Source organism: Bordetella genomosp. 4 (assembly GCF_002261185.1).
Lineage (GTDB): Bacteria > Pseudomonadota > Gammaproteobacteria > Burkholderiales > Burkholderiaceae_B > Bordetella_A.
Map to the genome: position 1 here is coordinate 155046 of NZ_NEVQ01000013.1, position 25332 is coordinate 180377.

Sequence of the window (25332 nt, forward strand, 5' to 3'; positions counted from 1 at the left end):
TTACACGCGCCGGTAAATATTACGCAGAGCGTCCAGCGTTCTTACGCCCGGAGACGGCCGTCAACCTCTTGAGAATCCGCATGTTTTATCGCGACCACGGGGAGTAGTAACCGGAGAAGTTTTGAAAACTTTATTGAATCGTATCTGATGTTTACGTTTCTCGGATGTCGAAAGCGTTATGCTGCAAAATCAAGCTCATGAAACCTTGTCTCTGGAATAGGTATGCCTCATCTTTTAATCGTTGACGACGATGATGCTGTGCGCGACACGTTGGCTGAAATCGGCAAGGACAGCGGTTATACGGTTTCACAAGCCAGCACGATCAAGCGCGCTGTAATCGAATGGGAACGGCATGTTCCCGATTTATTGCTGTTGGACGTACGGCTGTCTGAGGGCAGCGGTATGGATCTGTTTGAACGAGTTCCTATTGGCAACGCAGAGGTCGTTGTGATCAGCGGTCATGGAACGATGGATTCAGCCATCGAGGCCTTGCGGCTGGGAGCAACTGACTATCTGGTCAAGCCCATCGAGATGGACCGCCTGTTGCGCATCCTGAACCGCGTGGCCGGTGGCTTTGGCGATGCGGAGAATTCGAGCCAGCCCGTCAAGGCGCCGGGCCGTCTGGGCAAGATGTTAGGAAACTCCGAGCCGATGACGAGGCTCTTTGACCAGATATCCCGCGCTGCGCCCAGCGAGGTGACTACGCTGCTGGTCGGCGAGAGCGGCACGGGCAAGGAACTGGCCGCGCATGCGCTGCATCAGTTGAGCCCACGCAGTCAAAAGCCGTTTGTGGTGGTGAACTGCGGCGCGATTGCGCCGAATCTCATCGAAAGCGAATTATTCGGCCATGAGCGAGGCAGCTTCACCGGCGCTGACCGCATGCACAAGGGCTATTTCGAGCAGGCCGATGGTGGCACCTTGTTTTTGGACGAGGTCACGGAAATGCCTCTGGAGATGCAAGTCAAGTTGCTGCGTGTGCTCGAGTCGGGATGTTTCGTGCGGGTGGGATCGCACCAGCAGATCTCTTGCGATGTGCGGGTGATCGCCGCGACCAATCGTAATCCCGAACAGGCTGTGCAGGATGGAAAATTCCGCGAGGATCTATATTTCCGGCTGAGCGTGTTTCCCGTGGATCTGCCCGCATTGCGAGAGCGCGGCGACGATATTCTGATGCTCGCGGATCAGTTTCTCTCGGGGCTGAATGCCGAGCACGGTACGAACAAGACCTTTAGCGAGCAGGCCCGCCAAGCCATACAGAATCACACATGGCCTGGCAATGTGCGCGAGCTGAGGAATTTCGTACGCCGGGCTTTTATCCTGGCCGATGGTGACGAAGTGACGGGCGATACCTTGATACGGCAGGCCAGTCCGACTGACGCGGGCAAGCGACCGACATTGATGCGGGTGCCTGTCGGTGCAACATTGGCCGAGGCCGATCGCCAGTTGATCCTGGCTACGCTGGAACGCTGCCAGGGGGTCAGGAAACAAACGGCGGCTGTACTCGGTATCAGTCCCAAGACCTTGTACAACAAGCTCGAGGAATATGCTCAGGCGGGACACGTAGTACCTGGCGGCAACCCTGCGCCAGAGGACTATGGAAAATCTGGCCACTAGTGGCATGCTGCAGGCATGATGCTTGCTCACCCGTTGTCAAAATGGGAGCAAGGTCATGTCAAATCAGCATCGACGCAGCGAGCCGTCTGACAACGAAGCCGAAGCGGACCGCGGCCGGCAAAAGCACACGCGAGAGTCCGGCCGCTGGGGCGCGGAAGAGCCCGACTACGGCCGGCCTCGTGGCGAGCGTCCCGAGCCTGAGCCTGATAAAGGCCCGAATCGTCACGGGCCGCAATACGAAGAAGGGGGCCGCTATCCGGGCACACGGCAGGGCAATGAGCACCAGCCGCCGCGCAAGGAGAATGCCTCATGTCATTGATCGTCGCAGCGCGATATCAAACGTTTGACCAGGCAGGCGTGGCCGCGGAACATCTGCAGCGCCACGGGTACGCGGGAGACCAAGTCCATACGTTCTACGTGAACACGGCGGGCTCGCATGATCGCTTTCCTGTCGGCGGGGACCGCCGCGAGGATCCTGATGCGACAGGCGGCGTGATCGGGGTGTTGCTTGGGGCTTCCATATTGGGCGTGCTCGGCGCGGCGCTGACGATGCTGGCGGTACGCAATTTTGAGTATTCCAGCCTCATTGTCATTGCGGCCGGCGGGGTCGGTGCCTATGTGGGCGCCTTGATCGGCGCGATGGTGGCAGTCGGCCGTGTACGCAGGCGCCGGATACGGCCAAATGGCGGGGTGTCTGTCGTCGAGGAACATCCGCCAGTGCGTGCTGCAGGGGTTCTGCTGGCAGTGACTGTGTCCTCTGACAAGGAAACCGAAGTCGCGCGTCTATTGCGCGAGTCGGGCGGCCAGGATGTCGAGCGCGCCAACGGCCGTTGGGAAAACGGGAAATGGCAGGATTTCGATCCGCTGGTTCCGCCAGAACCCGAGCCTGCGGCCCGCTGATCAGAGGCCGAGGCGATCCAGCATACGTTGCGTCAGCACAGTGCGGCGAGCGGCATAGTCGGGCCAAGGATCTGCATGGGTCTGCACATGGTCTAGCGCATTGCGCACGTTGAATGCCGCAGCTCGCAAGTCGTTGTGAAAGTCCAATGCAGTCCAAGGCAGCGGCATCGAGACCGGCGCCTCGGGCCGAGCGCGCACAGAGTAAGCGCAGATGGCGGTCGACCCGTTGCCATTTCGCAGGTAGTCGACAAATATCCGGCCACGCCGCTGGTCTTTGGCCATGTTGGCAGTGAAGCGGTCAGGCATGGCATTCGCCAGACGCTGGGCGAGGTGGTGGGCGAGGATCCTGACCGTTTCCCATGAACGGGTGGCACGGATGGGGGCGACGAGGTGTAGTCCTTTGCCGCCGGTGGTCTTTAAAAAGGGCGCCAGGCCGACTTCGGTCATGAGCCCGTGGGCCAGTTGCGTGGCTTCGATCAGGCCGCGCCAGGATATGTCCGGACCTGGATCCAGATCGAGCGTGACGCGGTCGGGGTTGTCGTGTTGGGGCGCATGGGCGCCCCAGGTGTGAAACTCGATGACGCCTAGCTGCACCAGAGCCAGCAGGCCCTCCGTGGACTGTATCTGCAGGTGCCCCGCATCGCGCGTGAGGCCGGAAGGCAGGTCGCCCGTCAGGTGTTTTTGAAAAAAACAATCTTCGTCAGCGCCGTCCGGACAGCGCAGCATGGCGATACGGCGGCCTTTCAGGTGCTCGAGCATGTGGGGGGCGATGGCTTCGTAGTAATGGGCCAGGTCGGATTTGGTGGTCTTCGGTGGGCGCAACACGATGCGGTCCGGATGGGTGAGCGTGACGTGGCCGATACGCTCTGGCGTGTTGCTTTGCATAAAAAGACGGGTCATGGCGTTTACCGAGAGTCGGAGAGGGGACTTGGGGTTTGTTCAGGTTCGCTTGATTACGCTGATGTTGCCGTCGGCTTCGATATAGGCGCGGTGCACCTCGTTGACGTCGTCGATACCATGCTGGCGCAGTTCGCTCAGTAGTTCGTCTTTGGTGATGTATTCTTTGCGCAGATTGCGCCTGCAGATCTGGCCGTCTTGGACGAGACAGACCCGATCCGCGGTGAGGAGCCGGCCGATGGGTTTGACGTAGTAGGCGAGGCGGTCGATGGCCACGGTCCAACCGATGATGGTGGCGACCAGGATCATGCCATCCGTGATGGATTCGTATTGGCCTGCCATGCCGTTTTGCGCGGCGTCGGCGATCAGGACCAATACCAGCATGTCTGCGATTCCCACTGAGCCTACGTCTCGTCGGCCAGCCATTCTGAGTAGTAGAAAGATGAACCAATACATCAGGCTGCCGCGGATGATGATCTCCCACGGCGACATCGAGAGGGAAAACATGGTCGTCCAGTCGGGCTGCATATTCTTCTCTTTCAGTATGTAGGTATATCCAGAGAGCAAGTTTCGGGCCTGAAGAAAGACCGCGTTGCATCGAAGCGTCCGAACGGTGAGAAGGGGCAGGCCGATGGGCCGGGGCATGCGGCTTGCGCATGCCGATCGGAGGTCTTTGCTTTTCAGGAGAATTCAGTGAATCTGAGCATGCATGTTCCGCAGCCCCCGCACCCGAATCCCGGCCGGCCCACGATCCCGCCAGAGATCCCGCCGGACAATCCACCCGAGATCCCGCCTGATGGCCCCCCTGATACGCCGCCCGGTGAACCGCCGATCGCCCCGCCGCATGAGCCGCCTACGGAGCCGCCACGCGAACCTCCGACGCAGCCGCCATCGAACCCTGAAACAGACGAGCCGGAGGTCGACCTTCCTCCTGCGGAAACCCCGGTCCGGCATCATGTGTCGCATCACGGCATATCGACTGCATTACGCGTCAACGGCGTGAATCACGGGTTGATGTTGGACCCTCGCGCCACCTTGCTGGACACCTTGCGCGAGTCTCTCCATCTGACCGGCACCAAAAAAGGTTGTGACCATGGACAATGCGGCGCCTGTACGGTGCATGTCGACGGCAGGCGGGTCAACGCCTGTCTGGTGCTGGCGGTGACCCTGCACGGCAAGGACGTCACCACCATTGAGGGCCTGGGCAGTGCCGAGTCGCTGCATCCCTTGCAGGCCGCGTTTGTCGAACATGACGGTTATCAGTGCGGCTACTGCACTGCAGGGCAGATCATGTCGGCAGCCGCGTTGATGCACGAACCATGCGGGGACAGCGACGGCGAGGTACGCGAGCTGATGAGCGGCAACATTTGCCGCTGCGGGGCGTATGCCAACATCGTGGCCGCGATTCAGGACGTACGCGGGAAAGGGTAGACGCATGCACCAATTTCAATACACGCGCGCCACCGATATCGATACCGCGCTGCGCTTGTTCGCGACGCAAGGGACAGGCCCGCCGCCGCGGTTCCTGGCAGGCGGCACGACCCTGGTGGATTTGATGAAACTCGATGTGGAGACTCCGGCGCACATCATCGACATCAATGGTTTGGGCCTGAACGACATCGAGGTATTGCCTGACGGGCGCACCCGCATTGGCGCCCTGGTGCGCAATGCCGACCTGGCACGCGATGAGCGTATCGCGGCCCAGTATCCGGTTCTATCGCAGGCACTGCTCTCGGGGGCGTCGGCGCAACTGCGCAATATGACCACCACCAGCGGAAATCTGCTGCAGCGTACGCGCTGCGTCTATTTTCGTGATCGAGCAGCCCGCTGCAACAAGCGCAATCCGGGTAGCGGCTGCGATGCCATCGACGGACATAATCGCAATTTGGCGATATTGGGTACCAGCGAGCATTGCATTGCCAGCAACCCGTCGGACATGAACGTTGCATTGATGGCGCTAGATGCCACGGTGCATGTGCAGAGCCCGGATGGCAGACGTGATATTGCACTACGCGATTTCTACCTGCTGCCTGGCGACACGCCGCAACGCGAGACCGTGCTGCAGCCAGATGAGCTGATCACTCACGTGAGTCTGCCCGCCAGCGCTGCGGGCGCGCGTTCGTGCTATGTAAAACTGCGCGATCGCGCGTCGTACGAGTTCGCGCTGGTGTCGGCTGCCGTGGTGCTGCAGGTGCGCGATGCACATATCCTGAGCGCGAGTATTGCGTTGGGTGGTGTAGGAACGCGGCCATGGCGCTGCCCATCAGCGGAGGCGGAACTCAGGGGCCAGGTGCCCAGTGCCGCACTGTATGAGCAAGCCGCACAGTCGGCCTTGCAGGGCGCGGTTGCGCAAAGTGAGAACGGATTCAAGATCGAGCTCGCGCGCCGTTGCCTGATCCACACTTTGTCCACGGCTCTGCCACCAAAATAAGGATGCGCGTGATGGCTCAATCTATGCTTGCTCACCCTGATGTCATCGGCCGGCCCAGCGTCCGCATCGATGGTCCGCTCAAGGTCAGCGGCGCAGCGCGCTACGCCGCCGATTTCATGCTGCCCGATATGCTGCACGCCGTGCCGGTGTGTGCCACCATCGCGCATGGCCGCATTACCAGATTGGATGCGGAAGCGGCCGAGGCGATGCCGGGGGTGCACGTCGTCATTCACCATGGCAACCGGCCGCCGCTCTATCGCGCCGCCAGCGGCAATATCGACGAGGCCCGCCCACCACTGGATGATCAGATCGTTCGCTACTATGGCCAATACGTGGCGCTAGTGGTGGCCGATACACCGGAACAGGCGCAGGCGGCTGCCAATGTGGTTCATGTTACTTATGAGGCCAGCACACCGAACGTCTCTCCGCCAGGTCATCGAGATAGTGCTGCGGCGGGGGATGAGGCGTCTTGCGCAGACAGTGCAGACCGAGAAGACTCTCTCAGCGTTGAAAGCGAGCGAGGCGATGCAACGGCCGCCTATGCGAGTGCGGACGTGCAGATCGACGCGGTATACACCACACCGGTCGAGACCCACAATTCGATGGAGCTGCATGCCTGCGTTGCTGCATTCGATGGGCAGGCCTATACCTTGTACGAGTCTACGCAGGGCGTCGTCAACCACCGGGAGGTGATGGCGCAGATGCTCGGTACTGGCAAAGAAAACGTGCGGGTGATCTCGCATTACCTGGGATCAGGGTTTGGCGGCAAGCTGTGGCCGTGGCCGCATTCGCTGCTGGCAGCCGCGGCTGCACGTTTAATGGGCCGACCCGTCAAGGTTGTGATCAGCCGCGCCATGACGTTCCATAGCGCAGGGCATCGTCCGTACACTCACCAGCACATGCGGCTGGGCGCAACGCGAGACGGCAGACTGGTGTCGCTGCAGCATCACTATTTGAGTCAGGCGTCCATGCTGGACGATTACCGGGAACAGTGTGGCCAGGCAACACCGCGCATGTACAGCACGCCCAATCTGAAAGTGTGCGGCGGGCTGGCGCGACGCCATGTGGGCGCGCCAACTTCGATGCGAGGGCCGGGGGCTGTGCCGGGGATGTATGCGCTGGAATCGGCCATGGATGAATTGGCCGTGGCGTTGCAGATTGACCCGGTAGCGTTAAGGCTGCGCAACGAGCCGCAGCATGACGAAGGCTCTGGTATGCCGTTTTCGTCGAGGCACCTGCGCGAATGCCTGGAGCAGGGCGCAGAGCGTTTCGGCTGGCAAGATCGCCAACCTGCGGTGGGCGCCATGCGCCGCGGCGACGAGGTAGTGGGCTGGGGCGTGGCCGCGTGCTCATGGCCGGGTCTGCGCATGCCGACCGATGCCCGCGTCAGTTTGCATGCCGACGGCTCGGCCCGGTTGGTCTGCGCAACGCAAGATATCGGCACGGGCACGTACACGATCCTGGCGCAACTGGTGAGCGCAGAAACCGGCATGGCTCTGGACCGTATCCAGATCGGTCTGGGCGATACGCGGTTTCCGCCGGGACCCGTATCAGGAGGGTCCGCGGCGACGGCGTCGATCGTGCCAGCAGCACTCGAGGCCACGCGTAAAGCGGTGCGGGCAGCCTGTCGCCTGGCGGTAGGCAAGGACGGCCCTTATGCCGGCCAGCCGGAACAGAACCTCGCGATGCGGGACGGCCGTATCTGCGTGGCCGATGACGAATCCGACACCGGTGTACCGCTGGCCCAGGTATTGACGAGGGCTGGCGTGGCCAGCGTGACGGGCGAGGGCCATGGCGGCAGCGGCAAATCATTGAAGAAACAGTACTCGATCAATTCGTACGGCGCGCATTTCGTAGAGGTCGCGTGGCACCCTGCTACGGCGCGGTTGCGCGTGACGCGCGTCGTGACGGTCATCGATGGCGGCCGCGTACTGAATCCCCGCACTGGCCGCAACCAGATCGAAGGCGCCATCGTCATGGGCATAGGAATGGCCATGTTCGAACAGACGCATTACGACACGCGCTCGGGCGCGCCCATCAACAGCAACCTCGCGGACTACATCATGGCAACGCATGCCGATGCGCCGCAATTGGATGTGAGTTTTCTGGATTATCCGGATCTCATCTGGAATGAGGTGGGGGCTCGCGGCATAGGCGAAATAGGCTTGGCCGGGATCGCTGCTGCCATCACGAATGCGGTCTACCATGCCACGGGCGTACGGGTGCGCGATCTGCCGGTGCGTATCGAAGATCTGTTGTGATCGGATGCAGGTACGCGACATGCGGGTAAGACGACTCCTACACAACAGGAGGTCATCATGAAACTAAGTATGTTTGCCTTACCCATCATCGCCGCCGGTCTGGTGCTGGGGGGCTGCAGCCACCGTGATCACGACGGCAGCAGTACCTACGACCGCCCGGGCTATCAGAACTCCGCGCCACCCCCGCCGCCAGGCAGCGTGCCGGACAACAACAGCAACACTCCGAGCCCGGGGTACCCCGCTACGGGTGGCTCAAAGTAAGCCTCTATGCGTCATGGCCGCCCGCCGCGAGCGGGCGGCTCGTGCATGCCCCGTTCCCAGTCCGATCAGGAATCTGCCGTATAGCCCAGCAATTGACTGATGGCCTGGGCTTCTCTGCGTACCGCCTGACCTACTACGCCATCGGGCGAGGGGTCGAATCCGCCGGACGCGCCTAGCGCCGTCAGTACCGCTCTGGGGCGGCCCGTATAGTCGTAGAGCGGCGCGGCGACGGCGCTGATGCCCGGCAGATTGGTATCGCGCACCGACGCGCAGCCGGCATAACGCACGGCCTGGCGCAGCACCTCGATAGGTTCATCGGCGTCCAGCAGAGCGCGCTGCGCGGGCGTGGCGGCGCGTAATTCCGCCTGGGCTATTGCAGATACCTCGCGGTCATTCAACGCAGCCAGCAACGCGCGGCCGGTGGCCGACCAGAGTATGGGCAGCACCGAGCCCACCCGCACATTGACGGTCACGGGCAGGCCGGGCTCTTCAAATCGGACGATGGTGGGCCCCTTGTTGCCCATCACTGCGACAAAGCAGGTGACTTCGAGCTCTTCGCGCAACCGTATCAGGGAGGCCTCCGCCATGCGGATAGGGTCTGCCTGCCGCATCGCCGCCAATCCCAGTAATAAGGTTTCCAAGCCCAGAAAATATTGCTGGGTGGAAGTGTCCTGGTTCACCAGGCCGCCCTCCATGAGGCTCACGAGATAACGGTGCACTTTGGCGGGGCTTTCCCCGATATGCGAGGCGATCAATGTCAGGCTCGCGCGTCCGCCCAGGCTACCTAACGCCTTGAGGATGGCGGTACCGGTTTCGGCAGCCTGGACTCGTTGGCGGCGTTCGCGTGGACGGATAGAAGCGGGGGCAGCGGGCGGAGGGTTCATAGTGAGCGTAAAGGGGAGATAACCCGACGACAGGTTATCCCGTATTGACGAATTACGCATAGCGTATAGAATTTACGCAAAATACGCTACGCTTTGCAGCCACAACACCACGGAGACAATCATGCCCTTTGGCCGTTTTACTCGCGCGCTTGCCTGTTCCCTTCTCACCATGACGGCGGCGGCGCCCGCGCTTGCCGACGACTATCCGTCCAAGCCGATCCGCTGGATCGTGCCGTATGCCGCCGGCGGTGGTTCGGATTTCCTGGCGCGTACGATCAGTCAGGGCTTGTCGCCGCGGCTGGGGCAAACCATTGTGGTGGACAACAAGCCCGGCGGGAACACGGCGATTGGCGCTTCGGAAACAGCGCGTGCGGCGCCGGATGGCTACACCATGCTGTCGGCCGACAATGGCACGCTGGTTTTCAATCCGGCGTTGTACGCAAAGCTTTCCTATGACCCCGAGAAAGACCTGGCGCCTGTGACGCTGCTGGGGAAATTCCCGATGATTCTGGTCGCCGGCCCCGCGCTGAAGGCCACCGATGTAAAGGGTTTCATCGCCGAGGTAAAGGCCAGTGCCAAGGGCATGGATTACGCGTCGGCCGGTGCTGGCAGTCCGCATCATTTGGCGATGGAATTGCTCAAGGTCGAAACTGGCGTCAATCTCGTGCACGTACCGTATCGAGGCGCCGCGCCCTCGCTGGCTGATGTCGCGGGCGGGCAAGTTCCTGTCATGATGGTCGATCTGGCTGCCGGTGCCGGGTTCATCAAGGGCGGCAAGGTCCGCGCGCTGGCAGTGGCGAACTCCACGCGTTTGCCCCAACTGCCTGATGTGCCGACGTTCGCCGAGCTGGGCTACAAGAATGTCGAGGCGGCGGCTCAGGTGGGCATTGTTGTCCCGGCTGCAACGCCGAAGCCAATCATTGACAAGCTGAATCATGAACTGGTGGAGACCATCAAGGATCCCGCCATTCGTCAGAAACTCGTGGACTTCGGCATCGAGCCGGTGGGCGACACGCCCGCGGAATATGCCGCGCTGCTGAAAGACGAGCGCGCCCGCTGGCACAAGCTGATTCGCGACCTGAATATCAAACTGGACTAATCGCCTTTCGCCTTATCGCATTACAGGAACGACGTTATGTCATCACGTTTCAGCCAAGGACAAACCCAGATCGAGGGACAACGATCCGGGTCCGTTGATGTGTTGGGTGCGACGCACTCTCACAACCCGAAACCGGTTGCTGGCACAGGTTGTCCAGTGCATCAGATGACAAACGCCGCTCCGTCCGGCTGTCCTGTACACGTGAGCCCTCGTGCTGCAGAGTTCGATCCATTCGGCGATGCGTATCAGCAGGACCCGCCGGACTATGTCCGCTGGGCGCGCGAGCAGGAGCCGGTGTTTTACAGCCCGAAACTCGGCTATTGGGTCGTAACGCGCTACGACGACATCAAGGCGATCTTTCGTGACAACATGACGTTCAGTCCATCGATTGCGCTTGAGAAAATCACACCGACAGGGCCCGAGGCGAACGCCGTGCTGGAATCCTATGGCTACGCCATGAACCGCACATTGGTCAACGAGGATGAGCCGGCGCACATGCCTCGGCGTCGCGCGTTGATGGAGCCTTTCACGCCAGAGGCGCTCAAGCACCATGAGCCTATGGTGCGCCGTTTGACGCGCGAGTATGTGGACCGATTCATCAATGACGGCCGCGCGGATCTCGTCGATCAGATGCTCTGGGAAGTCCCCTTGACGGTGGCCTTGCATTTCCTCGGCGTTCCCGAGGAGGACATGGATCTGCTGCGTCAGTATTCCATTGCGCACACAGTGAATACGTGGGGCCGGCCCAAACCGGAAGAGCAAGTTGCGGTTGCCCACGCAGTAGGGAATTTCTGGCAACTGGCCGGAAAAATCCTGGACAAGATGCGTCAAGATCCCGACCAGCCGGGCTGGATGCAATACGGAATACGCAAGCAAAAAGACTATCCCGATGTGGTCACGGACTCTTATCTGCATTCGATGATGATGGCTGGCATTGTCGCGGCACATGAGACGACGGCCAATGCATCGGCCAATGCCGTCAAATTGCTGCTGCAGCACCCGGATGCCTGGCGTGATATCTGCGAAGATCCATCCCTGATTCCCAACGCGGTAGAGGAATGCCTGCGTCATAACGGCTCGGTCGCGGCATGGCGACGGTTGGTCACGCGCGACACGAATATTGCGGGAACGCCGATCCCGGCAGGATCGAAATTATTGATTGTCAGCTCGTCAGCGAATCATGACGAGCGTCATTTTGCCGATGCAGATCTGTTTGATATCCGGCGTGAGAATGCCAGCGATCAATTGACCTTTGGCTATGGTTCGCATCAATGCATGGGCAAGAATCTGGCCCGCATGGAGATGCAGATTTTTCTCGAGGAATTCACGCGCCGTTTGCCTCATATGCGCTTGGCCGATCAGGCATTTTCGTATGTGCCGAATACGTCGTTCCGTGGGCCGGAGCATGTTTGGGTCGAATGGGATCCTCGTCAGAATCCAGAACGTACGCGACCCGAGATTTTGTTGCGTCGTCAGGCGGTGCGTATTGGCGAGCCGTCTACGCATGCGGTGACGCGGCCGGTGGTAGTGGCGCGTGCCGATCCGGTTGCTGAAAACATCGTGATGCTGACCTTGGTCTCGCCTGATGGAAAGGCGCTGCCGCGTTGGACGCCTGGTGCGCACATTGATGTGGAGTGCGGAGATACGGGGATGTCGCGTCAATATTCACTGTGCAGCGACCCTGCGGAAACAGGGCGTCTGCAGATTGCGGTATTGCGAGAGACAGAGAGCCGCGGAGGGTCTGCCTGGGTGCATGAGTTTGCAAAACCGGGCACGCGTTTGCGTATTCGTGGGCCGCGCAGTCATTTCCGATTGGATGAAACGACGCCTCGGGCGGTCTTTATCGCGGGTGGCATAGGCATTACACCGATCAGCGCCATGGCCCGTCGCGCGCGTGATCTGGGCATTGATTACGAACTGCATTACAGCGGCCGGTCGCGTGACGGCATGGCGTTGTTGACGCAACTGCAGCAGTTGCATGGTGAGCGTTTGCGTGTGTATGTGTCGGAAGAGGGCGCGCGGAATGATTTCGCGGCGTTGTTGGCGCGGCCTGCTGTCGGGACCCAGGTGTATGCGTGTGGTCCGGAGCGTATGTTAGAAGCTTTGAAATCGGCCTGTGTGCATTGGCCGGAGGATACGCTGCGGGTGGAGCATTTTCATTCCACGCTGGGGTCGCTGGATCCGTCTAAAGAACAGGCGTTTGAGGCCGAGCTCAAGGACTCTGGGTTGGTAGTTACCGTACCGGCAGATCAGACGCTGTTGACGGCGTTACGGGCGGCTAATATCGATGTGCAAAGCGACTGCGAGGAAGGGCTGTGCGGGTCGTGTGAGGTGCGGGTCTTGGCGGGGGATATTGATCATCGGGATGTGGTGCTGACCCGGGCTGAGCGGGAAGGGAATGGCAAGATGATGAGTTGCTGTTCTCGGGCTCGGAATGGGGGGCGGATTGTGTTGGAACTGTAGGCGTTTGTGCGGGGGATGGTGGTTCTATTGGTCGTCGAGCCGAGGCAATCGGCCCGGCCGGGCTTCACAAAGTCGGTCCGGCGCGCGGGCGCCGGACACCGTGTTCGCTCGCTTCGTCCGGCCCCTTCGGGCCTCCCTTCAGCGTCCGCTCCACTCGACTTTGAGGCGCCCAGCCGGGCCGATTGCCTCGGCTCGACTGGCAGCAATTAGAATTCTCTGCATCGCTGGCACGACTTTCTTGCTTGGCGTTTTTCTGTAGCCGCGTTGGTAGAGAGAAAGATCTTGCGGTGCTGCTTTCGGCAGGCGCCCAGCGCGCCTACCTCAAGCGATCGGTCCGGGTATGCGGGAGGGGTGGCGTGGTGCCTGGTTGGAAGATCTGTTTGGCTGCGTTTGATGCTTGCGGCGATGATGCATAGGGCATTTTTTCCGGGGGCGTATCCATAGCATGCTCGTACTCTGGAAAAACGACCAAGAACATCTACCCAATCCCACCAAGAATCCGCCCCGCCGCTCTAATCCCCCACCAAGACGCCTCTTCAAAAACCGAATAGCCGGACAAATCGGCATGGGCGAACAAGACAGCTCTGTCGGCCTCCTGCAACGCAGTCAAACCGCGGTTGCTTAAATAACCAGGCACAGGCGTTGCCATCGCATGGCCCCGCACCGTGATATCGAGCCGTTGAGTGTGCCGCCAAAATTCATCACCATAGACGGTCAGCAAGTCAGCCGCGGCCTCGGCACGTAAAGTTTCGGGACTGGCTTGGGTCAACCAGTCCCGTGCTTGAGCAGGGGTGAAGCGGCTTAACGCTTGATAAGCAGAGAAAACGGTACGGGGAGACGGCGCTACGCGCAGCAGTTGGTGCGTTGACACCACGTAGCCAAGTGCGTTGCCTTGATAGACCACGTTATCCCAGGACAATGGCTCGCCTTCTGCCTCTTTGGGATAGCCGTCCATCACGAAATTCGAGACCAGCCAAGCCGCATGTGGACTCGTGTGAATAGCAGGGTCATATCCGTACGCGCGAATATCGGGCAATAGACGCTGTGCGACAAACAACGGCATGGCACAGACTACGCGTTGTGCATGGACCGTATAGGCTGATGTATGGTCATCGACGCACAAGACTTCGACTTTGCCGCGCGCTTCTGTGATTCGAGCTGCCGTCCCGGGCAACAACCAATTCGTGTGACCCAGCTTGCGCGTAATCGCATCGCACATCATCCGTGACAACGACGCCAGGCCATCCGGCCAAGTCAAGACAGCGCCATCGGCTGCGTTCGCAGCATGGCCATCGCGGCTAGCGAAATAGTGCAGGCCAGCCCACGCAGAGACCGTGTCGATGCCCGCGCCGTAGTCGTCGCGAGTGCAGTAGTTCAAGTACCACAGCAAGGCCGGTGAGGTGTAGCGCTCGCGCTTCAGCCATTGACGGAACGTGAGTGTGTCCAGTTCGCGCCAGACGGCATCTTGCGACGATAACGACAAGGGAATGGCAAAGACCTTGCGCCCATCCTGCCCGCGTGCGGTGCGCAGCGTTTCGGTATAGGCAATAAAACGGAGATGCTGCGCGACGTCGTCCTCGGGTAGGCCGCTCATGGGTAGCAGGTCGCTCTCCCAACGGCCATGGCGATATAGACGTTCTTGCGGTGAGTGGGCCAGTATCGACTCGTCGTAATAGGGATGTTCGGTATTCGCTCCGTTCTGAATGATCCCGAAATCCGCGAGCATCTCGCAGACATGAGCGGATTCCAATGACGGCAATGGCAGGTAGTGCGCACCGGTGGGATAGGCCAGATCTTCGAATTGTCCGCCAGCAGCGTTCCCGCCGAATTCAGGGCCTTGCACCACGACGAAATGTCTGTGTCCCTCGCGCACGAGTTTCCATGCGCACGACAGGCCCGCGACGCCCGATCCCAGAATCGCCACGTCATGCCGCCGATCGGCAGTGGATGACGGTAAAGCTGTGCCATCACGCAAGTGGTGACCGGTTTCCATACCGGGATAGTGGACCTGCGCCGGAACCTCCACGATGCGAGACCGGTAATAGCCCGCAGCGCCTGCTACAGTCGCCGTGGCGGCGCCTATCAGAAAGCTGCGCCGACGCATTATGCGAACCCACAGCAAATGGAAATGCCGGCAATCAAGGGCACCCTATCCTGATGGACGCGCTCGCGTACGATATCCGAGCTCATTAACGTATAACCTGGCGCCAATCTTCGTCGAAATGACGCACGAGAGATTGTTCGTTCAAGCGATTCGGCGGCATCGCCAGCGCGGGCATGTCCGCGGGGAAATGGAATAGCTCTTTCATCGCGACGCTATCCAGGTAACGCGTGGGTACGGTCAGTTTTTCCGGGACGGTGTAGTCCTTGCGCTTGCTGGCCAGAATAAAGCCCCAGTCACCGAAGGACGGTACGTACACATGATAGGGCCACGTGTGCAGACCCGCCTCTTTCAAGGTGGCGTCAATGCTCCAGAACGAACGCGGCGCGAAATAGGGCGAGGTGGATTGGATCACCATATAGCCGTTTTCCGCCAGATGCCGAGCCATCAGATGATAGACCGGTACCGAATACAAACGGCCCAGCCCGAAATTAGACGGATCGGGAAAATCGACCACAATAAAATCGTAGACCTCGGCATGGCTTTCCAGCCAGCGGCCTGCGTCTTCGTTGATGACAGTCACGCGGGGATCGTTCAGGGCATTGCGGTTCAGCTTGACGAGCGGCTCGGAACGCATGAACAGGCCCGTCATGGCAGCATCCAGGTCGACCAGCGTGACGTGCTCGATCTGCTTGTGCTTGAGGATCTCGCGCACGGCCAAGCCGTCGCCGCCGCCCAGTACCAGGACGTTGCGCGCCCAGGGCAGGGCCTCTAAACCGGGGTGCACCAGAGACTCGTGATAACGATGTTCGTCGCGCGAGGAGAACTGCAGATTTCCGTTGATGTACAAGCGCAAATCATCGTGCCAACGCGTGACCGCCAGCCGCTGATACGGGGTGGTCTCGGCGTGGATGACTTCGTCTCCATACAGGCCCTTCTCGGCCCACGTAGTCATCTGGCCCGAATAGGCAAAGCCCAATGTCAGCAGGCCCATTATCACCGCACAACGCAGTGCGCGCTCGGCTGGCCGGCGTACCTCTGTGCGGAACAGCCATGTGGTCCACAACGCGACGCCAGCATTGAGCATGCCGAACAGGAAACTGGTGCGCAGCAACCCCAGGCGAGGGGCCAGCAACAGCGGAAAGATCAGCGATACGGCCAACGCACCCAGATAATCGAAAGTCAGCACACGGCTGACGATTTCCCGAAACTCGGCTTTGCGCTGGTTGAAAATCCGCATGACCAACGGAATTTCCATGCCGACCATCAATCCAATAATGAAGACCCCGGCATACAGCGCCGCCCGAAAAGGCGCCGACAGCCAGGCAAAGACCAGAAACAACGCTGCAGCAGAGACGCCGCCCAGCAAGGCAACCAACATTTCGACATCGATAAATCGATTCAAAACGTCTTCATCTTTTACATATTTTGACAGCCATGAACCTATGCCCATCGCGAACAAATAGCATCCGATGACGGAGGAAAATTGCAGGATGGAGTCGCCCAGCAGGTAGCTGGCCAGCGCACTGCTGATGAGTTCGTAGCCTAGCCCGCAAGAGGCGACAATCAGGACTGACAGGATAAGGACGCGGTCGCGCATGGGGTTTCCGAGGCAAGGTGCGCGCAGTATATCCAACGGCGCTATATACTGCGCACAAATTAGGAAAAGGGAAGAGATGGAACTGCATCCTGTGCTGCTCTATTTGGTGTATATCGTTTCGGCATTGGCCATGCTTGGCGTCTTTACCGCGATCTATACGGCCATCACCCGCTATAACGAGTTCGCCTTGGTGCGCGCCGGAAATATCGCGGCCCTCTTGTCATTTGGAGGTGCGTTGCTGGGATTCAGCCTGACCGTATGCGTCAGTATCGCGGTGCACGCCACCTTTGTGATGTTTCTCGTATGGGGCTTTGCCGCGATGGCGGTGCAGATCATCGTCTATGCCGTGGTTTCGCGCGGAATACGCGGGATGAATGAGGCTATCGAGGAAAACAACATTGCCATGGGCGGCCTGTTGGGCCTGATTTCGCTGTCGGCAGGCGTGGTGAATGCTGGGTGCTTGACCTGATCGGAAATATCGTCGCGCGCTGACATGCCTGATGGGCATCGCGCGCCGCACGATATGCCCGGCATGTTTTTATCTTTCGGAAAGGAGCCTCGTATGGGTCTCGGTTCATTTATCCGCAAACAGTTTATTGACATCCTGCAATGGAATGAGGACACCGATGGCGTGCTCGCCTGGCGTCATCCCATGCAGGATTTTGAAATCCAGTACGGCGCCAGCCTGACCGTCCGCGAGTCGCAGATGGCGGTGTTCGTCAACGAAGGCCAGATCGCGGACGTGTTCGGCCCCGGCATGTACAAGCTGACCACACAGACGCTGCCGGTGCTGACGTATCTGAAAAATTGGGACAAGCTCTTTGAGTCGCCGTTCAAGTCGGATGTGATTTTCTTCAGCACCCGGTTGCAGCTGGGGCGGCGATGGGGCACTGCGCAGCCCGTGACGATACGCGACAGCGAGTTCGGCATGGTGCGGCTGCGCGCCTTTGGGGTGTATTCGTATCTCATTTCCGATCCGGCCAAGTTCTATCGCGAGATCAGTGGTACACGCGATGTCTTTACTGTTGACGATCTGGAATTGCAGCTGCGCAATATGGTGGTGGCGGCCATGACGACGGCGCTGGGCGGATCGAACGTCGCCTTTTTGGATATCGCGGCCAATCAGGGCCTGATGTCCCAAAAAATCGCCGAGGCGCTCGGGCCTGTGTTCGATCGGTATGGCGTCAAGCTCGATAACTTCACCGTCGAAAATGTGTCTTTGCCCGAGGAACTGCAAAAGGCGCTGGACACGCGGATCTCGATCGGGATGACGGGCGACCTGGGCAAGTACACCCAATACCAGACCGCCAGCTCCATTCCGATGGCGGCGCAGAACGAAGGTGGCATCGCAGGTATCGGTGCGGGCCTGGCCGCCGGTGCAGCGTTGGGGCAGACGATGGCGCAGGGGCTGGTTCCCGGGGCTGGCGCGGCTGCGTCAGGCGCCGCAACCGGAGCCGGCGCAGCAGCTGGTGCAGCGGGCGGCGCCGACCCTGTCCAACGCCTGCAGCAACTGAAGGATCTGCTGGACAAAGGACTGATCACCATTGCGGACTACGACTCGGCCAAAGCCGAGGTGCTCAAGAAACTCACCAGTTAAAAAACGATGCAGCAGGTTCTGTGTCCGCAGTGCGGTGCACCGGTCAAATTTACCTCCACGGCCTCCGTCATGGCGGTGTGCGGGGCATGCCGCAGCACCTTGCTCAAGGATGCGGAGTCGGTCAAGCGCATTGGCGAAATGACCGATGTGCTGGAAGACTATTCTCCGATTTGCGTCGGGGCCGCGGGCGTCTACGACAAAAAGCGTTTTGACGTCATCGGGCGTATCCAGATGCGCTACGACGATGGCTTTTGGAACGAGTGGTATATCTGGTTCGACGACGGCACCGATGGCTGGCTGTCCGATGCCTCTGGCCAGTATGCGGTCACGCATACGCGCCGGGCCAAGAACCCGCCGGAATTCCCATCGTTCGACAGCATCAAGCCCGGCGGTGTGTTCAACCTCGATGGCCAGATTTTTTTGGCCGCTGATGTACGGACTTGCCGCGCGACCGGGGCACAGGGCGAATTGCCGTTTGTTCCGGGAGACGGCTGGCAGGCCCGCGTCGCGGACTATCGCAGTGTCAATGCTTTTTTGACGCTCGATTATTCCGACGGCGACACGCCCGAACTCTATGTGGGCAAGGCGTTTGATCTGGCGGACATGCAGGCGGCGTCGTTGCGCAGCGACGCACAGGTCGAGGAAACCGCGGGGCGTTTTCGCGGCAAAATCCATGCGCTGGACTGCCCCAACTGCGGCGCACCGATCAGTTTTGTGGCGGCGATGGCGACACAGGTTGTGTGTCCATCCTGCATGGCGGTGGTGGATTGTACCGAAGACACGGCCAAGGTCATCGAGCAGCAACGCAAGCTCAAAGCCATCAAGACCACGTTGGCCCTGGGCGCAAAAGCAAAGATCGATGGTGCGGAATATACCCTGATCGGCTTGTTGAAATGCGAAGACCCAGATCCGGAGGAGCCCTCCGACTGGATCGAGTATCTGCTGTTCAACTCCCAAAAAGGTTTTCTGTGGCTCGTCGAATCCGAGGATGGCTGGGAGCGCGTAAGTGTCTGCGATACCTGGCCCACGCGTAATAACAACAGCAGCATCAATTGGCTGGGCAAGCCCTATCGGAAACTGTACGACTATACGTCCAGGGTCACACTGGCCCTGGGCGCATTCAATTGGCGCGTCAAGGTCGGCGACACTACCCAGATTTCGGATTACCAATCCGGCGGCCGCAAACTGACGCGTGAAGAATCCGAGAACGAATTGGGATGGTCCATGTCGACACCGGTCAATCCGGCGTCGTTGGCGCAATGGTTCGGCCAACCCGAATTGGCCAATCAGAGAGCCTATTCCTCGGGTACCAGCGTCACAGGGTATCGCACCTGGGCTGGCCGTGCCACGATAGCCATGCTGTTTTTCAACTTCTCCAGCATTTTCAGCGGCAAGCTGCCTTTCCTGATCATGGGCGTGATTCTGTTATGGATTCCCGCTGTCCTGGCGGACAAGTTTTTCGGACAGGGCGACTGATCGATGGGAAAGATTCTGTACATCATCTATGCCGCCGTTGTCGTGCTGACAATGTCCATCAGTCCCACCACATCGAGCGGCGGGTCCAGCTCGTGGGGCGGCTCCAGCGGCTCCGGCTGGTCTTCGGGCGGCAGTCATAAATGATTGTGCATGCCACGCCCGGCCGTCATTTGCTGGCTGACTTGCGAGGAATAGCCGCGCCGCTATTGATGGACGCCGAGGCTCTGCAAGACGCCTTGATCCAGGCGGCACGGCAGGCCGGTGCCCACGTGCTGGGCGCGCATTTCCATCATTTTGGCGAGCAGGCCGGCGTTACCGGTGTCGTCATGCTGAGCGAATCGCACATCAGTATTCACACTTGGCCCGAACATGGCTTTGCGGCGCTGGATGTCTTCATGTGCGGTCATGCGCAACCAGAACTCGCGCTGCAGCATATCCGCGACGTGCTTCGGCCCGGCAGCGAGCACGTTACGTGTGTGGAGCGAGGATAAAAGCCTGCGCGCAGCGGCGGCGCTGGTAGTCCTGATGCCAAGCGGCGAATGAGGGCTCAGTCTGTGACGGCTACTGCGCCTCGGCATCATAGATAACCGCGACGCGTGCAAAATTGGCGCCATGCTGTTTGACGTCGAATTGAAACGGCACGCTTTCGCCTGGCTTGAGCGTCGGCACACGCAGTTCTTCGTAGCGCGCACCCGTCAGATGATCTTTGGCATCGTACAGGCTGACCCACACGCGGATTTCGTCGACATCGCTTTGTGATTCGTTGAGCACACGGCCGAAGACTGTCACATACTTGTACTGATAGCGGTATGTGAAATTCAAGGTGCCGCCGCCGATACCTGCATCGGTTTTCTCGATGGTGACTTTCAGTTTCGGACGTGGACCGGGCAGGGCGGAGGGTTTGGCGGGTTGCCAGTCTGCCTTGATTTCTGTGATCTTGTTAAAGCGCTCGCCCGTGAAAATCATCGGCACACGCTCGCCGGGATAGATCGTGCTGGGCATCGTCCACTCGTGACGCAACCCGATCGCCGTCGACCCGTCGAAAAACGCCATCGTCACGTTGGGATCGACCATGATGGTGTCTTTGCTGGTATTGACGAACTCCAGATACAGCTGCGAACGTCCGATTTCGCTGGGCAGCCGATGCGGATCGACGACAGCCATGACGGAACTATCGAAAAACTTGAAGTTCTCATCCAGCAATTCTTCGGTACTGAGGCGCAGATGGTCGATGACCCGTACATTGGCCGGATCGACGCGAATGATGCGAGACGGACTGGGTGTTGGCGGGACTTCTGTTGCTTGTGCAAACGCCAACGAGGGAATCATGCCGGCCAGCAGCGCGGCGGTGTAGCGGCTAGCCTTCACTTTGCACCATATAGTCATAAGACGCGACTTTCTCGTCGCTGAACATATCGCAATGCACATCGAACGGCGTGGCGGCATTGGGCCCCAGCTCGTTGGCAACGCCATAACCCGAACCCACGCCTATGATGCGGCCGTCCTTGCCATACAGGGTGACGACAATTCTGGCGCTGCGCGCAGTGCCCATCTCGATGTTGCGTGCCAAACCGACTAAACGATAGGTGCCGTCATTGAGGACGAGTTGCACCTTTTCCGCCACGACGGCGCGGCTGATACGGTTCGTCGGAGAAACGCGTTCGACCTTCAATTCGTAGCGCGTAAACGGCTCATCAGGCATCGACAAGCGGACAGGCGCATATTCACCGGGCAGCAGCGTGTTGGCAATCGTCGAGCCCGAGGTGCTGCTCAACGTCAACGCATCGCGGTAAAAGGTCGCCGATACGTTCGGTGCGCTGATGTCGCGGCCCGTGTCGTTGTGCATGAGCATGACCAGCTCGCGGCCACGACCGGTTTTGATGTTCTGTACGTTGGTGAGCTTGACCAGGCCTGGATCGATGGGCTTTTCAGGCTCGTATCGAGGGGTGGGCGTCCGGGAATCGTGCAGCAGCGTCATCACCAGCGGCACCAGGAAAATCGCCGCCACGGCGACGATAATGATGGCAATCGCAGCCGGCTTGATGTGCACCGGCGTCGGCTGGGGTTGTTGCATGCCCCGCAGGATTTTTTCCAGCCGCTGTGCAACATCGTCCTCGACCAGTGTGACGGCCTGGCAGTGATTGCACCGATATTCGTTGGTCGCGAGCTTGGTGAACTGGCTGCTGCCGCAGGTGGAGCAGGTCAGGGTGATGGTGTTGATGGTCGTACGTTTGGTGGGCATGCGCGCAGCCCCGCTTTACGCGGGCAGGGGTGATCATCCTGGGGCGCAAGGATAACCCGGGACAGAAAATGTCGCGGAGCGGGCTCGCATCAAAATATTACAAAATGCGAACAAAAGCAGGGCCGCATCGTCAACGGGTCGCTGTTGGCATCGCGCTATGCGGCGGTTATAAGAGCAGTTCAGTGCCTCTCGTCATTTGCCCAAGGAGTGCCCGCATGTTCACACGCCGCCGCTTTGTCTATGGCCTGTCCGCATTGGGCGCCGGGATTCAACTGCCTGGCATGGCGATGACGGCTGATACCGCGATGAACACACGGCGTATTCCCTCGTCCGGTCAAACGGTGCCCGTGATTGGAATGGGAACGGCGGACAGTTTTAATGTGGGCGATACCGAACAAGAACGGGCGCCGCTACGCGAGGTGATGCGCCGATTTTTCGCTGCAGGCGCCTCGGTGATCGACACGGCGCCCAGCTATGGGCAATCGGAAACGGTGATCGGTGATTTGCTGGCCGAGCTGGGCTTGCGCGACAAGGCGTTTCTCTGCACCAAGATCGGCACATCGGGCCGTGAGGCGGGGCGAGCCCAGTTTCAGGAATCACTGCGGCGTTTGAAAACAGACAAGGTCGAGCTGCTGCAGGTACATAACCTGCGGGATTGGCGCACGCAATTGGCTTTGATCCAAGAACTCAAGGCCCGAGGCGTCGTCCGATATTCGGGCCTGACTCACTATTACGAGGGAGCGCATGACGAATTGGCGGATGCCGTGCAGGCCTCCAAGCCCGATTTTCTGCAGATCAATTATTCGGTAATCGCCACGGGTGCGGAAAAGCGTTTATTTCCGTTGGCGCAGAACCTCGGCATCGCCGTATTGGTCAATCGTGCCTTTGAGGATGGCCGGCTGTTTCGCGAAGTGGGCGGCAAGGCCTTGCCCGGCTGGGCGGCCGAGGCGGGTATCACGTCGTGGGCCCAGGCATTCTTGCGATTCGCGATCAGTCCGCCCGCGGTGACCGCGGTGATCCCGGCGACCAGCCGCCCCGACCGGCAGAGCGACAACCTGAGAGCGGGATATGGACAGCCATTGACGGCAGAGCAACGTCGATCGCTGCAATCGATGTTCGCCTGATAACGCGTAACGTGATTTCCAGGCGTATGCCCATAAAAGCGCGTCTGATTCGCCTGTTGAACCTGCGCGAGGGAGAAGGCGTGGCGGTGGCTGCAGGCGTGGGCATGTTTTTTCTGTTGTTCTGCTCGTACTTCATGCTCAGGCCTGTGCGCGAGACCATGGGCGTGGCTGGCGGCGTCGATAACCTGCAGTGGTTGTTTACCGGAACGTTTGTGGTCACGTTGATTGCCATGCCGCTGTTCGGTTGGGTAGCCTCGCGTGCGCCAAGGCGGCATATTCTGTCCTGGACATATGGTTTTTTTGTCGTGAACCTGCTGGCGTTTGCCGTGGTCTGGTGGCTGCAGGCCGACATCGTATGGACCGGGCGCGTGTTCTATATCTGGTTGTCGGTGTTCAATCTGATGGCGATCTCACTCGCCTGGAGTGTGCTGGCCGATGTGTTTGCCGGGGAACAGGCACGCCGCTTGTTCGCGTTGATAGCGGGTGGCGCGAGTCTGGGTGGACTCGCAGGGCCGTTGTTGGGCGCGCTGCTGGTCGAGCCGTTGGGTCATAGCGGTCTGCTGGTATTGGCGTCCGCACTGCTGGCCGCCAGCGCTGGCTGCGCGGCGTGGTTGCATCACTGGCGTGACCGGCATCCCGACGAGGCAGAGGATGCCACTGACCGGGTCGAGCGTCATCGACCTTTGGGCGGCAATCCCTTTGCCGGTGTGACCGAGGTATTGTGCTCGCGCTATTTGCTGGGCATCGCTTTGTTCGTGACGCTCTTGGCCAGTGTCAACACCTTTATGTACTTCGAGCAGGCCCGGATGGTCGCCGAGCATTTTCCGGATCGTACACGCCAGACACAGGTCTTTGGTTTGATTGACGCAGTAGTGCAGGGTTTGGCCATTCTGACCCAGGTGTTTTTCACAGGCCGTATTGCACAGCGGCTGGGCGTTCGGGTATTGCTGACGGGCGTACCGCTGTTGTTGGTAGCGGGCTTTTTGTGGCTGGCGTGGTCGCCGGTGTTTGCCGTGTTTGTCGTGGTGATGGTGGCGCGCCGTGCCGGGGAATATGCCCTGGTGCGTCCAGGCCGCGAGATGCTTTATACGGTGCTGCCTTCGGAACAGAAATACAAGGCCAAAAACTTCAACGACACCGTGGTGTATCGCGGCGGCGATGCGGTGAGTGGCTGGGTGAAGCGCGGGGTGGATTTGATAGCAGACCAGCCGTCTTTGGCTCTGCTTTTGGGCGCGATGATTGCATTGGCGTGGGCCTTCACGGGGGCCTGGCTGGCACGCCAGTACCGGCGATGCGAGCCAGGCGCAGGCAAACATGGGCAGTCGGTCTAATCTCCCGCGTTCCCCGTTATGGGCAGCACGATCCCCGTGATATAGCTCGAGCAGCATGGTGCTGCCAGAAAGACGTACGCGGGCGACAGCTCCTCTGGCTGCGCGGCACGGCCCATTTGCGTCTGTTCGCCGAATTTTCGAACGTCCTCCGCGGCACGGTCGGCGGGGTTCAACGGCGTCCAGACGGGGCCCGGCGCGACTGCATTGACGCGTATGCCGCGACTCACCAGATTGGCTGCGAGCGCGCGGGTGAATGAATGGATGGCTCCTTTGGTCGCCGAATAGTCCAACAGCTGGGGACTGCCGCGCAGGCCGGTCACCGATCCGGTATTGATGATGCAGCCGCCTTCGGGCAGATGAGGCAGCGCAGCTCGGGCCATATAAAAATAGCCGTAGATATTGGTGCGCAGCGTTTCGTCCAGGCGTTCATCCGAAATATCCTCCAGCGATTCCGCGTGTTCCTGAAAGGCAGCGTTATTGACGAGAATATCCAGCTGCCCAAAGGCACTGACGGTTTCATTGACGGCTTGCTGGCAGAACTCGGGATCGCGCACATCGCCACTGATAGTGATGCATCGGCTGCCTTCGGCTTCGACGGCTTTCTTGGTCTCGGCAGCGTCATCGTCTTCGTTTAGATAGGCTACGGCAACGTCGGCCCCCTCGCGGGCATACAGGACGGCAACGGCGCGCCCGATACCGGAGTCTGCACCGGTAATCAGCGCGACTTTACCGTCCAGCTTTTCGCTGCCTCGATATTCCGGCGCAGAATATCGGGGCGCGGGATCCAGATCGGATTCCCGGCCCGGTTTCTGCTGATGCTGGGCGGGCTGCGGCGGCTCGGGCTGATCGCGCTCGCCGGCCTGAACGGGGCTGCTCGACTTGGACGACTTGGACGACTTCGCATCGCGTTGGTCTTGGTCGCGTTGCAGTTCACGTTGGCGGCGGGCGGTGGCGTCGGCGTCTTGATCGCGAGAATGGTTCGTCATTTGTTTCTCCTTGGCTATCGGGCGCCCAGGCAGGGCGCGGCATAAGCTCAAATCCGCGCAATTTG

General features: G+C 60.0%; 24 protein-coding genes. 16 read left to right on the plus strand and 8 right to left on the minus strand.

Annotated features, from left to right (window positions below; translation table 11 throughout):
* The first annotated feature begins 222 nt into the window (after positions 1-222).
* From CAL20_RS10985 to CAL20_RS10995, 3 genes are read left to right on the plus strand one after another with little or no spacing between them, the layout of a single operon-like run.
* A complete protein-coding gene (locus CAL20_RS10985) occupies positions 223-1614 on the plus strand; it encodes a sigma-54-dependent transcriptional regulator (protein WP_094837864.1) in 1392 nt (463 codons plus the stop codon).
* 55 nt (positions 1615-1669) lie between these two features.
* Positions 1670-1933 carry a hypothetical protein gene (locus CAL20_RS10990; protein ID WP_094821041.1) on the plus strand — a complete coding sequence of 88 codons (264 nt, stop codon included), beginning with the start codon at positions 1670-1672 and terminating at the stop codon, positions 1931-1933.
* Complete coding sequence (locus tag CAL20_RS10995; RefSeq protein WP_094821042.1) at positions 1924-2514, plus strand: hypothetical protein; 591 nt, start codon at positions 1924-1926, stop codon at positions 2512-2514. Before CAL20_RS10990 ends, CAL20_RS10995 begins: the two co-directional genes overlap by 10 nt.
* On the opposite strand, the gene ligD is transcribed toward CAL20_RS10995, so the two are convergent.
* Positions 2515-3414, minus strand: coding sequence for a non-homologous end-joining DNA ligase (ligD, locus tag CAL20_RS11000; protein ID WP_094837865.1), 900 nt, complete (start codon positions 3412-3414; stop codon positions 2515-2517).
* A 39-nt stretch (positions 3415-3453) separates the two neighbouring features.
* Positions 3454-3939 (minus strand): DUF421 domain-containing protein, encoded by a 486-nt coding sequence (locus tag CAL20_RS11005; RefSeq protein WP_094821044.1) that lies wholly within the window; start codon positions 3937-3939, stop codon positions 3454-3456.
* Positions 3940-4368: 429 nt separating this feature from the next.
* Here CAL20_RS11005 and CAL20_RS11010 point away from each other — a divergent pair, with 429 nt between their 5' ends.
* The 4 genes from CAL20_RS11010 to CAL20_RS11025 are packed head-to-tail and all read left to right on the plus strand — an operon-like array spanning position 4369 to position 8364.
* Positions 4369-4842, plus strand: a complete 474-nt coding sequence (locus CAL20_RS11010) for a (2Fe-2S)-binding protein (protein ID WP_373558300.1) — start codon at positions 4369-4371, stop codon at positions 4840-4842.
* Between the two features lie 4 nt (positions 4843-4846).
* The gene (locus CAL20_RS11015) at positions 4847-5842 is read left to right on the plus strand and encodes an FAD binding domain-containing protein (RefSeq protein WP_094837866.1); all 996 of its coding nucleotides are present in this window, start codon (positions 4847-4849) and stop codon (positions 5840-5842) included.
* A gap of 2 nt (positions 5843-5844) precedes the next feature.
* Positions 5845-8103, plus strand: coding sequence for a xanthine dehydrogenase family protein molybdopterin-binding subunit (locus CAL20_RS11020; protein ID WP_094837867.1), 2259 nt, complete (start codon positions 5845-5847; stop codon positions 8101-8103).
* A gap of 57 nt (positions 8104-8160) precedes the next feature.
* On the plus strand, positions 8161-8364 hold the full coding sequence (locus tag CAL20_RS11025; RefSeq protein ID WP_141217671.1) for a hypothetical protein: 204 nt from the start codon (positions 8161-8163) through the stop codon (positions 8362-8364).
* Between the two features lie 65 nt (positions 8365-8429).
* On the opposite strand, the gene CAL20_RS11030 is transcribed toward CAL20_RS11025, so the two are convergent.
* The gene (locus CAL20_RS11030; protein ID WP_094821048.1) at positions 8430-9248 is read right to left on the minus strand and encodes an IclR family transcriptional regulator; all 819 of its coding nucleotides are present in this window, start codon (positions 9246-9248) and stop codon (positions 8430-8432) included.
* Positions 9249-9369: 121 nt separating this feature from the next.
* Here CAL20_RS11030 and CAL20_RS11035 point away from each other — a divergent pair, with 121 nt between their 5' ends.
* Together CAL20_RS11035 and CAL20_RS11040 are read left to right on the plus strand one after the other, a co-directional pair.
* Positions 9370-10347, plus strand: a complete 978-nt coding sequence (locus tag CAL20_RS11035; protein WP_094821049.1) for a Bug family tripartite tricarboxylate transporter substrate binding protein — start codon at positions 9370-9372, stop codon at positions 10345-10347.
* A gap of 165 nt (positions 10348-10512) precedes the next feature.
* Complete coding sequence (locus CAL20_RS11040; RefSeq protein ID WP_094837868.1) at positions 10513-12810, plus strand: cytochrome P450/oxidoreductase; 2298 nt, start codon at positions 10513-10515, stop codon at positions 12808-12810.
* Positions 12811-13288: 478 nt separating this feature from the next.
* On the opposite strand, the gene CAL20_RS11045 is transcribed toward CAL20_RS11040, so the two are convergent.
* Together CAL20_RS11045 and CAL20_RS11050 are read right to left on the minus strand one after the other, a co-directional pair.
* The gene (locus tag CAL20_RS11045) at positions 13289-14914 is read right to left on the minus strand and encodes an FAD-dependent oxidoreductase (RefSeq protein ID WP_094837869.1); all 1626 of its coding nucleotides are present in this window, start codon (positions 14912-14914) and stop codon (positions 13289-13291) included.
* An 85-nt stretch (positions 14915-14999) separates the two neighbouring features.
* Entirely contained in the window at positions 15000-16511 is a 1512-nt protein-coding gene (locus tag CAL20_RS11050; RefSeq protein WP_094837870.1) for a polyamine aminopropyltransferase, read from the minus strand.
* Between the two features lie 82 nt (positions 16512-16593).
* On the opposite strand from CAL20_RS11050, the gene CAL20_RS11055 reads away from it, so the two are divergent.
* The 5 genes from CAL20_RS11055 to speD all read left to right on the plus strand — a co-directional run bounded on the left by CAL20_RS11055 (position 16594) and on the right by speD (position 20075).
* Positions 16594-16980 carry a DUF350 domain-containing protein gene (locus tag CAL20_RS11055; RefSeq protein ID WP_094838366.1) on the plus strand — a complete coding sequence of 129 codons (387 nt, stop codon included), beginning with the start codon at positions 16594-16596 and terminating at the stop codon, positions 16978-16980.
* Between the two features lie 93 nt (positions 16981-17073).
* On the plus strand, positions 17074-18108 hold the full coding sequence (locus tag CAL20_RS11060; RefSeq protein WP_094821053.1) for an SPFH domain-containing protein: 1035 nt from the start codon (positions 17074-17076) through the stop codon (positions 18106-18108).
* A gap of 6 nt (positions 18109-18114) precedes the next feature.
* Complete coding sequence (locus tag CAL20_RS11065; RefSeq protein WP_094837871.1) at positions 18115-19584, plus strand: DUF4178 domain-containing protein; 1470 nt, start codon at positions 18115-18117, stop codon at positions 19582-19584.
* Positions 19585-19587: 3 nt separating this feature from the next.
* Positions 19588-19728, plus strand: coding sequence for a hypothetical protein (locus CAL20_RS25610; protein ID WP_179266655.1), 141 nt, complete (start codon positions 19588-19590; stop codon positions 19726-19728).
* Positions 19725-20075, plus strand: a complete 351-nt coding sequence (speD, locus tag CAL20_RS11070) for an adenosylmethionine decarboxylase (RefSeq protein ID WP_094821055.1) — start codon at positions 19725-19727, stop codon at positions 20073-20075. Before CAL20_RS25610 ends, speD begins: the two co-directional genes overlap by 4 nt.
* A 70-nt stretch (positions 20076-20145) precedes the next feature.
* On the opposite strand, the gene CAL20_RS11075 is transcribed toward speD, so the two are convergent.
* Positions 20146-20952 (minus strand): FxLYD domain-containing protein, encoded by an 807-nt coding sequence (locus CAL20_RS11075; protein WP_094837872.1) that lies wholly within the window; start codon positions 20950-20952, stop codon positions 20146-20148.
* On the minus strand, positions 20942-21826 hold the full coding sequence (locus CAL20_RS11080) for a hypothetical protein (protein WP_094837873.1): 885 nt from the start codon (positions 21824-21826) through the stop codon (positions 20942-20944). The genes CAL20_RS11075 and CAL20_RS11080 overlap by 11 nt, the downstream gene beginning before the upstream one ends.
* 215 nt (positions 21827-22041) lie before the next feature.
* On the opposite strand from CAL20_RS11080, the gene CAL20_RS11085 reads away from it, so the two are divergent.
* Both CAL20_RS11085 and CAL20_RS11090 read left to right on the plus strand, forming a co-directional pair.
* Positions 22042-22950, plus strand: coding sequence for an aldo/keto reductase (locus tag CAL20_RS11085; protein WP_094837874.1), 909 nt, complete (start codon positions 22042-22044; stop codon positions 22948-22950).
* A gap of 26 nt (positions 22951-22976) precedes the next feature.
* Positions 22977-24281 (plus strand): NTP/NDP exchange transporter, encoded by a 1305-nt coding sequence (locus CAL20_RS11090; RefSeq protein ID WP_094837875.1) that lies wholly within the window; start codon positions 22977-22979, stop codon positions 24279-24281.
* On the opposite strand, the gene CAL20_RS11095 is transcribed toward CAL20_RS11090, so the two are convergent.
* Positions 24278-25267, minus strand: coding sequence for an SDR family oxidoreductase (locus CAL20_RS11095; protein ID WP_094821060.1), 990 nt, complete (start codon positions 25265-25267; stop codon positions 24278-24280). The two genes, CAL20_RS11090 and CAL20_RS11095, sit on opposite strands and share 4 nt — an antisense overlap.
* Positions 25268-25332: the final 65 nt, after the last annotated feature.